This window comes from Spirillospora sp. NPDC046719, assembly GCF_040645715.1.
Classification (GTDB): domain Bacteria; phylum Actinomycetota; class Actinomycetes; order Streptosporangiales; family Streptosporangiaceae; genus Spirillospora.
The window spans coordinates 24,984-33,364 of sequence record NZ_JBEYYT010000059.1 but is presented as its reverse complement, the minus strand read 5'-3'; the positions used below and the strand labels follow the sequence as shown (position 1 = coordinate 33,364).

7 protein-coding genes are annotated in these 8,381 nt (G+C 71.3%); 3 read left to right on the top strand and 4 right to left on the bottom strand.

Translation table 11 applies throughout. The annotated features are described in order from the left end of the window. Nucleotides 1-260: 260 nt before the first annotated feature. The 4 genes from ABZ914_RS13550 to rocD form a co-directional block, all read right to left on the bottom strand. Nucleotides 261-1,877: a DHA2 family efflux MFS transporter permease subunit gene (locus tag ABZ914_RS13550; RefSeq protein WP_500193241.1), complete on the bottom strand. Its 1,617-nt coding sequence runs from the start codon at nucleotides 1,875-1,877 to the stop codon at nucleotides 261-263. Continuing rightward, a complete protein-coding gene (locus tag ABZ914_RS13545) occupies nucleotides 1,874-2,524 on the bottom strand; it encodes a PadR family transcriptional regulator (RefSeq protein WP_500193240.1) in 651 nt (216 codons plus the stop codon). Before ABZ914_RS13545 ends, ABZ914_RS13550 begins: the two co-directional genes overlap by 4 nt. 110 nt (nucleotides 2,525-2,634) lie before the next feature. After that, nucleotides 2,635-3,645 (bottom strand): LCP family protein, encoded by a 1,011-nt coding sequence (locus tag ABZ914_RS13540; RefSeq protein WP_500193242.1) that lies wholly within the window; start codon nucleotides 3,643-3,645, stop codon nucleotides 2,635-2,637. A gap of 76 nt (nucleotides 3,646-3,721) precedes the next feature. Continuing rightward, entirely contained in the window at nucleotides 3,722-4,888 is a 1,167-nt protein-coding gene (gene rocD / locus ABZ914_RS13535) for an ornithine--oxo-acid transaminase (RefSeq protein ID WP_433252580.1), read from the bottom strand. A 211-nt stretch (nucleotides 4,889-5,099) separates the two neighbouring features. Here rocD and ABZ914_RS13530 point away from each other — a divergent pair, with 211 nt between their 5' ends. The 3 genes from ABZ914_RS13530 (at nucleotide 5,100) to ABZ914_RS13520 (ending at nucleotide 8,341) form a co-directional block, all read left to right on the top strand. Beyond that, complete coding sequence (locus ABZ914_RS13530) at nucleotides 5,100-5,555, top strand: Lrp/AsnC family transcriptional regulator (RefSeq protein WP_190861009.1); 456 nt, start codon at nucleotides 5,100-5,102, stop codon at nucleotides 5,553-5,555. A gap of 88 nt (nucleotides 5,556-5,643) precedes the next feature. Then, a complete protein-coding gene (gene rraA, locus ABZ914_RS13525) occupies nucleotides 5,644-6,123 on the top strand; it encodes a ribonuclease E activity regulator RraA (RefSeq protein ID WP_500193239.1) in 480 nt (159 codons plus the stop codon). A gap of 154 nt (nucleotides 6,124-6,277) precedes the next feature. After that, nucleotides 6,278-8,341, top strand: a complete 2,064-nt coding sequence (locus tag ABZ914_RS13520) for a M6 family metalloprotease domain-containing protein (RefSeq protein ID WP_500193238.1) — start codon at nucleotides 6,278-6,280, stop codon at nucleotides 8,339-8,341. Nucleotides 8,342-8,381: the final 40 nt, after the last annotated feature.

Genomic DNA, 8,381 nt, shown 5'->3' with positions numbered 1-8,381 from the left:
CGGTGTTTGTCGTAAGGTGGGGGCCGAGGAAAGGCCCCCCCACCCCCCCCCCCCCCCCCCCCCCCCCCAACAACCACACCCCCCCCCCACCCAAAAGCCCCAAGAACCCCCCCCCCCGGGTGACCCCGCCCCGCCCCCCGCCCCCCCCCCCAATTTTTAGAGGGGGGCCCCCACCGCCCCCCCCCCCGCTCCCGGGGGGGCGCGCCGCCGACTTGCCCACCCCATGGCCGCGGCCCCGCCGCGGGTGAACGTGCTTCGGGTCAGCTCTGCACGGTGGCGGGGGCGGGCTCGGCGGTGCCCGGCGCCGGGGTGGAGCGGTAGCCCTTCACGCCGAAGCAGGCGGCGGCGCCGGCCAGCACGACGGCGATCGGCAGGATCATCGTCGGCTTCAGCGCGTGCACGAAGCCGTGCGAGAACACCTGGCCGGCGACCTGCTGGATCTGGTGCACGACGCTCTGCGGGACGCCCGGCGGCAGCTTCTGCTGGGTGCCGGTCTGGCCCGCGCCGACCTCCAGGCCGCCCTTGGCCGCGCCGGCGAAGCCCTTGACGAACCCGGGCCGCACGTCCGGCGGGAGCGCCGCCGCGCGGGTCGCGGCCTGGTCCTTGAGTGACGAGGCGAGCTGGTTCTGCAGGACGGCGCCGACGGCGGCGCTGCCGAGGACCGAGCCGATCTGGCGGACGGTGTTGTTCACGCCGGACGCGGCGCCCGCCAGCCGGGGCGGCACGTTCCGGGTGGCCTCGGTGGCCATCGGCGCGAACACGCCGCCGATGCCGAACCCGGCGACGACGAGAGCCGGGATGAAGGCGGTCCAACTTGTCCCGACCTCGGCGACCAGCACCAGCCACAGCATGCCGATCGCGTAGAGGGTGAGGCCGCCCATCAGGATGAACTTGCCGCCGATGCGGTCCGACAGCTTGCCGGCGACGGGCGCGAGGAACATCGACACGACCGAGGACGGCGCCATCACGAGGCCGGCCTTGAGGGCGCTGAAGCCGAGGACGGACTGCATGTAGATCGTCATCGGCAGGAACATGCCGATCATGCCGATGGAGACGGCGGCGCCGACGAAGTTGAGGATCGTGAAGTTGCGGTCGCGGAACAGCGAGAACGGCACCAGCGGCTCGCGGTCCTGCTGCGTCCGCTGGTAGACGTAGAAGATCACGAAGAGGCCGAGGCCGGCGGCGATGAGGCCCCAGATGCCCTCGTTCCAGTCGTACTTCTGGCCCTCGGTCAGCGCGAACGTCAGGCAGAACAGCCCGGCGGAGGCGAGAGCGACGCCGGCGATGTCGAAGCGGTGCTTCACGGTGGGGGTGTGGCCGGGCAGGATCGGCACGGCGAGCGCCAGCACGATGATGCCGATCGGCAGGTTCACGAAGAAGATCCACCGCCAGTCGAGGCTGGTGACCAGCAGCCCGCCGATGGTCGGGCCCGCGATGGTGGACACGCCCGCGACCGCGCCCCAGACGCCGAGCGCGGTGCCGCGCCGTTCCGGCGGGAACACCCCGATGATGATCGACATCGTCTGCGGCATCAGCAGCGCGGCGCCGAGGCCCTGCACGGCGCGGGCCGCGATCAGCTGGGCCGGGTCCTGGGAGATCCCGCACGCCAGGCTGGACAGCGTGAACAGCGCCACACCGGCGATGAACAGGTTCTTCTTGCCCCACAGGTCGCCGAGGCGGCCGGCGGTGATGAGCAGCACGGCCAGCACCAGGATGTAGGCGTTGACCACCCAGAGGACCTCGTCCAGCGAGGCGTGCAACTTGTCGATCATGCTCGGGATCGCGATGTTCACGATCGTCAGGTCGAGCAGCGTCATGAAGAAACCGAGCGAGAGCGTCAATAGGATCGCCCATGGGTTCCCGCGCCACTTGCTCATGGTGCCCCCTTGTCGTTACGGCTTGCGTGGTAGTCGGTGCGATGGTCGTGCTGGTCGGGCGGGTGACAGGAGGTCACGCCGGTCTCGCCGGTCCAGGTGATGCGCCCGGATTCGAGGTCGTCGGCCAGGTTCTGGACGAACTCCAGCTCGCCGCGGAACCGGGCGATGGCCCATTCCTGGTCGAGCAGCTTGTGGCGCTCCAGCCCGCGCTTGCGGAGCGCGTCGTTGGCCGCCTGGTTCCCGACGAGCGCCGCCTCCAGCGCGATGGCGCGGTACCGCAGCTGCCGGGCGACCTCCGCCTCGGGCAGCAGGTTGATGAACGCCAGGCCCGTGCCGAACAGCGGGAACTCCTCGACGGGCTTGGCGAGCAGCTCGGCGAGGCGGATGTGCGCGGCGTCGCGTCCGGCGCTGGTGACCGCGTAGACGGTCCGCTCCGGGCGGCGGCCCTCGCGCGCCGTCTCGAGCGGCTCGATCAGGCCGGCGGACGCGAGCCGCTCCACCGAGTGGTAGAGCGAGCCGTGCGTGACCTTGACGGCCTGGTCGTAGGCGTAGTCGCGGATCCGCTGCTGCATCTCGTACGGGTGCATGGGCCCGCCGCACAGCATGCGCAGAACGGTCAGCGCGAGCGGTGTGAGGGGTCGGGACATGGAGCGACCTTCGTGGTCGACGTCGATTAGTCCACTTAGACTAATCCATCTAGACCCCTGTCGTCACATTCTTTTGATGCCCGACTTATCCGTACAGGTCACACCCGGTTTCAGCGGACGGTGCCGACGCTGTTCGCCGCGCCGTTGCGGGCCACGAAGTCGCCGACCCGGTCGCCGCGGACGTCGGCGAACAGCTCGTCGCCGGCGGCCGCGTCCAGCAGCACCACGCTCTGCCCGCCGCGCGACGCGAACCGGTCGACCGGCGCCGTCAGGTACTCCATCAGCGGCGTCTTCAGCAGCCGCGCCGCCAGGCCGCGCAGCGTGCCCGCGGTCACCGAGTCGTCCACGGTCACCGAGTGCGTCGCGGCCCGGATGAACCGGTCGATCTTCAGCGGGTTGCGGGTGTCGAGGGCCTTGTCGGCCAGCGCGTGCAGGAACGCCTGCTGCCGCTTGATCCGGTCGAGGTCGCCGCCGGGCAGGTTCCACCGCTGCCGGACGAAGTCGAGCGCCTCGACGCCGTTCAGGTGCTGGTGCCCGGCGGGCCAGGTCCGCTTGTGCATCGGGTCGTACGTGCGCTTCTCGACCGTCACGTCCACGCCGCCGAGCGCGTCGGTCATCGTCACGAACCCGCCGAAGTCCAGCGCGGCGTAGTGGTCGACGCGCACCTTCGTGAGCTGCTCGACCGTCCGGATCAGCAGCTTCGGGCCGCCGTAGGAGAACGCCGCGTTGATCTTCCCGGCGCCGTGCCCGGGGATCGGCACCCAGCTGTCGCGCGGGATCGCGATGACCGACACCCGGCCGTCCCGCCCGGACAGGTGCACCAGCATGATCGTGTCAGACCGGGCGCCCATGGACGGCATGTCCGAGCGCCGGTCCGACCCGATCAGCAGCCAGTTCTCGCCGCGTCCCGTCGACACCGGGCGGCCGCTCCGCTCCGGCATCGCGCCCGCGATCCGCTTCACGCCGTCGTTGTAGGCGTTCTCCAGCAGGTAGGCGCCGCCGCCGAGCAGCATCAGCGCGCCGGCCGCCAGCACGCCGCAGCCGATGAGGACCCGCCGCCGTCGGCGGCCGGTCGGCTTCTCCTGCTCCGGGCTGTCCTGCGGGGACGGGTTGCGCTGCATGCGCACACCCTCTCCCCGGGGGCGGCGCGCCCCGCGCGGACAGGCGGGGCGCGGGTAACTCTTTACCGGCCGGGGCTCAGCCCTTGAGGGCCGCCTCCAGCTGGTCCAGCGCCCAGTCGAGGTCCTCCCGCTCGACGACGAGAGGCGGGGCCAGCCGGAGCGTCGTCTCGTGCGTCTCCTTGGCCAGCACGCCGAGCTCCATCAGCCGCTCGCTGACCGGACGGGCCCGGCCGTACAGCTCGACGCCCGCCCACAGGCCGCGGCCGCGCACCTCGCGGACGAGGTCGCCGGGCAGCCGGCCGAGCCGGTCGTGCAGGTGCGCGCCCAGCGCCCGGGACCGCTCCTGGTACTCGCCGGTCCGCAGCATCGCGATCACCTCGCGGCCGATCGCGCAGGCGAGGGGGTTGCCGCCGAAGGTGGAGCCGTGCTGGCCCGGCTTGAACACGCCGAGCACGTCCCGGTCGGCGACCACGGCGGACACCGGCATGATGCCGCCGCCGAGCGCCTTGCCGAGGATGTAGACGTCGGGGACCACGTTCTCGTGCTCGACGGCGAACGTGGTGCCGGTGCGGCCGAGGCCCGACTGGATCTCGTCGGCGATCATCAGCGTGCCGTTCGCGGTGCACAGCTCCCGCACCGCGCGCAGGAACCCGCTCGGCGGGACGTTCACGCCGGCCTCGCCCTGGATCGGCTCGACCAGCACGCCGACGGTCGAGGAGTCCATCGCGGCCTTCAGCGCGTCGACGTCCCCGTACGGCACGGTCCGGAACCCCGGCGTGTAGGGGCCGTAGGAGTCGCGGGCGTCGGGGTCGGTGGAGAAGCTGACGATCGTGGTGGTGCGGCCGTGGAAGTTGCCCTCGAACGTGATGATGTTCGCCTCCCCGGAGGGGACGCCCTTCACCTCGTAGCCCCACTTGCGGGCGGTCTTCAGCGCCGTCTCGACGGCCTCGGCGCCGCTGTTCATCGGCAGCACCATGTCCTTGCCGCACAGCTCGGCCAGCTCGGTGACGAACGGGCCGAACCGGTCGTGGTCGAACGCGCGGCTGACCAGGGTGACCCGCTCCAGCTGCCGCTGGGCCGCCGCGACGAGGCGCGGGTTGCGGTGCCCGAAGTTGACCGCGGAGTAGGCCGCCAGCATGTCCAGGTAGCGGCGGCCCTCGACGTCGGTGAGCCAGGCGCCCTCGGCGTCGGCGACGACGATCGGGAGGGGGTGGTAGTTGTGCGCGCTGTGCTCCTCGGACATCGCCCGCAGCTGTTCGGTCGCCGTCACGACGCTCCTTCTCGCGTTCGGGTCCGGCCGGTCCGGCCGGGCATCGCCGGGACACCGGACGGGGGCGCCCGGTGCCGAGGGGGGAGGGGCCGGGAGCGGCGGGTGGCCGCCCGGTCCATATCCAGCGTATGTTCGGGTGTTACGGGCGACCAATGACGAAAACCGACTTTGGGGGTGCTGTTTGTTGCGTCTTGACGATCTGGACCGTCGAATCGTTGCGCGGCTCCTGGAGGACGGCCGCGCCTCCTACGCGCAGATCGGCGACAAGGTGGGGCTGTCCGCGCCCGCGGTGAAGCGGCGGGTCGACCGGCTGCGCGCGGACGGTGTGATCAACGGGTTCGCGGCGGTGGTCGACCCGGCCGCGCTCGGCTGGACGACCGAGGCGTTCATCGAGATCTTCTGCACCGGGGCGACGTCCCCGGAGGAGATCTACTCCAGCGTCCGCGGCCACCCGGAGGTGGTCGCGGCCTACACGATCAGCGGCGACGCCAGCGCGCTGGTGCACGTCCGGGCCCGCGACATCCAGCACCTGGAGCAGGCCCTCGAACGGCTGCGCCGGGAGGAGAACATCACGGCGACGAAGACCGCGATCGTCCTGTCTCGCCTGATCGGCCGCCCCACCGACGCCCCGTCGGCCTGACCCCCGGGCGCGGGACGGCGGGCGCGCGGCCGACGCGGGGCGGCGGGCGGGCGCGGGGCGCCGGTTACCGGGCAGTAGGCTGCCGGGCATGGACTTCGCGACCGCTGACCTCATCGACGACTTCGGGGACGAGCTGCGCAGCTGCGAGACGCAGTTCCGGCAGTACGGCGGCCGGACGGCGTTCGCGGGACCGGTGTCGACGGTGCGCTGCCACCGCGACAACGGCCTGGTGAAGCGGGTGCTGAACACCCCCGGCGAGGGCCGGGTGCTGGTCGTCGACGGGGCCGGGTCGCTGGCGTCCGCGCTGATGGGCGACATGATCGCGGCGTCCGCGGTGGCGAACGGGTGGGCCGGCGTGGTGATCAACGGGGCCGTCCGCGACGTGGTGGCGCTGCGCGGCCTCGACCTCGGCGTCAAGGCGCTCGGCTCCAACCCGCGCAAGAGCGCCAAGGACGGCGCCGGCGAGGTGGACGCGCCGGTGGCCTTCGGCGGCGTGGAGTTCGGCGTGGGCGACTGGCTCTACAGCGACGAGGACGGCATCGTCGTGGCGGCGCGCTCGCTGCTGTAAGGACCGTCGCAGCTAGACGAGCCTGTAGCGAGCGGTACGGAACAGGCCACGGCGTGACATGCCAGGGCGAACGCCGCAAGGTCGTATAAGTAGGCCGTAGCGCGGCGGAACGGCGCTCCTTACGTTCTCAGTGACCACCTGAGACAGGGGAGACATGCGCGCCAAGAAGACGCTGCTGGTGCCCGTGACGGCGACGGTGCTGCTCGCGGGACTCGCGGCCGTGCCGGCCGCCGCGCAGACCAAGCCTCCGATCCCGAAGCCCACCGCGAACCCCTGGCAGATGCGCCACTGGCCGCAGACGCAGCCGTGGCAGCGGAGCCAGCCGTCCGCCCGCACCTACGCGGCCGGCGGCCCGCGCCCGATCGACCCGCAGAACTACGAGCTTCCCGACACGATGACCTGGGACGACTACGCCTCGGTCCCCGGCACCTCGTGGGCCGACCCGTCCCACCAGGGCTCGATCAAGAACTTCAAGGGCGCGGTCGTCCTGGTCGACTACCCGAACCAGCCGTTCGTGGTCACGCAGCCGAAGAACTCCACCATCTTCGGCAACCCGAACGCGGTCGGCGACGTGCCCCGCGACCAGGTCGCGAAGTTCTACCAGGACTTCCTCAACAAGCCCGAGGCCCTCAACCACGGCCACACGCTCCACGAGTACTGGATGGAGGACTCCGGCGGCCGCTACGGCGTTGACCTCACCGCGTTCGGCGCGTACCGGATGCCCGCCAAGGACCACGAGTACGGCGTGGACGGTATGCAGGGCGGCACCGGCTGCCCGGCGGGCGACACGTGCAACCGCGACCTGCGCACGGACGCGCGCGCCGCGTGGATCGCGGACGTCGGCGAGGAGACGGCGAAGAAGTTCGACTTCGTCTTCTTCCTCAGCGCCGGGCAGGACGAGTCGTCCACCTGGCAGGAGTTCGGGCAGATGAAGTTCAGGTCCAAGGAGGACGTCCCGGCCGAGTGGGGGCCGGGCGACCCGGCCCTGCCCAACTGGGTGAAGACCCGGTACGTGGACTGGACGTCCTGGCAGGCGGGCGCGACGATCTGGCCGAACGCGATCACCGGCAGCTCCACGCAGGCGGAGAGCTCCGGGATGGCCGTGTTCGCGCACGAGTTCAGCCACATCCTCGGTATCGGCGACAACTACAACAACCCGTACGGGGTGCCGCCTCGCCGCGCCTACAGCGGTCCGTGGGACATGCTGAGCCGCGGCAGCTTCAACGGCCCCGGCGGCCCGCACAGCCGCTGGATGATCCCGGCGGTCGGCGGCGCGTCCATGGGCGCGGAGCACATGCTCCGCAACAAGCTGAAACTCGGCATCGTCGACGCGGGGAAGGTGCTCCAGCTCGACCGCGACACGCTCCCGCAGGACGGCACCGTCGTCGCGACCGTCACGGCGCGGTCCGCCGAGCCGAGCGGGGGCGGCCTCGCGGGCGTCAACCTCAAGCTCGGCACGGGCGGCGACAAGGAGCCGGCCTGCGACACCGGCACCGACCCGCTGTGCGACGGCGGCAAGTTCGACAACTACACCCTCGAGGTCGTCGACCGGATGGGCATGGACTCGTTCACGCCCGACTCCGGGGTGCTGCTGGCGAAGACCAAGGACCAGGACCGGGCGCCGTTCATCTGGGTCCAGGACGCGAACCCGCAGGACATCGACAAGACCGACTTCGTCCTGCCGGACGGCACGCCGCAGAAGATGACGATCGGCGACTACCGCCAGCTGTCGGACGCGCTGTTCCATGCCGGGACCGATTCCGGAAGCGAGTTCGAATACGTCGACAAGGCGAACCGGCTGCACTTCTACGTGCTGAATCTCAAGCGCGACAAGAAGGGCGTCCTGGCCTACACGGTCGCCATTCGGTCGCTGGACGGGTCCGGCCCGCAGCGGCGCGGGGTGAAGGTCGACTCCGGGAAGGCCGAGCCGGCCGGATCCGGCTGGATGAAGTGCACGATGCGCGTCGACAACCGCGGTAAGGGCGGCACCGGCGTCTACGGCTCCGATGTCTTCCGCCTGAAGGCGACCGTCGACGGCGCGGGCTGGACGACCTGGCTGCCGAACGAACTGGCCACCGCGAAGGCGGGCGGCGGCACCGACGTGGTGGTGTGGGCGAAGCCCGGGCCGGGCGCCGAGCGCAAGGCGAAGCTGAAGCTGACCGGCACCTCGGAGAGCGACCCGTCGAAGTCCGACTACGGCACCTGCCGCCTTCCGTAATCCCGATATCCCCGCAGACGGGACGGTTTCCTATGAGGAA

What these genes read in the sequence shown, in the direction of transcription:
- ABZ914_RS13550 (WP_500193241.1), bottom strand. Translation starts at nt 1,877, where the DNA reads ATGAGCAAGTGGCGCGGGAACCCATGGGCGATCCTATTGACGCTCTCG.
- ABZ914_RS13545 (WP_500193240.1), bottom strand. Translation starts at nt 2,524, where the DNA reads ATGTCCCGACCCCTCACACCGCTCGCGCTGACCGTTCTGCGCATGCTG.
- ABZ914_RS13540 (WP_500193242.1), bottom strand. Translation starts at nt 3,645, where the DNA reads ATGCAGCGCAACCCGTCCCCGCAGGACAGCCCGGAGCAGGAGAAGCCG.
- rocD (WP_433252580.1), bottom strand. Translation starts at nt 4,888, where the DNA reads ATGTCCGAGGAGCACAGCGCGCACAACTACCACCCCCTCCCGATCGTC.
- rraA (WP_500193239.1), top strand. Translation starts at nt 5,644, where the DNA reads ATGGACTTCGCGACCGCTGACCTCATCGACGACTTCGGGGACGAGCTG.
- ABZ914_RS13520 (WP_500193238.1), top strand. Translation starts at nt 6,278, where the DNA reads ATGCGCGCCAAGAAGACGCTGCTGGTGCCCGTGACGGCGACGGTGCTG.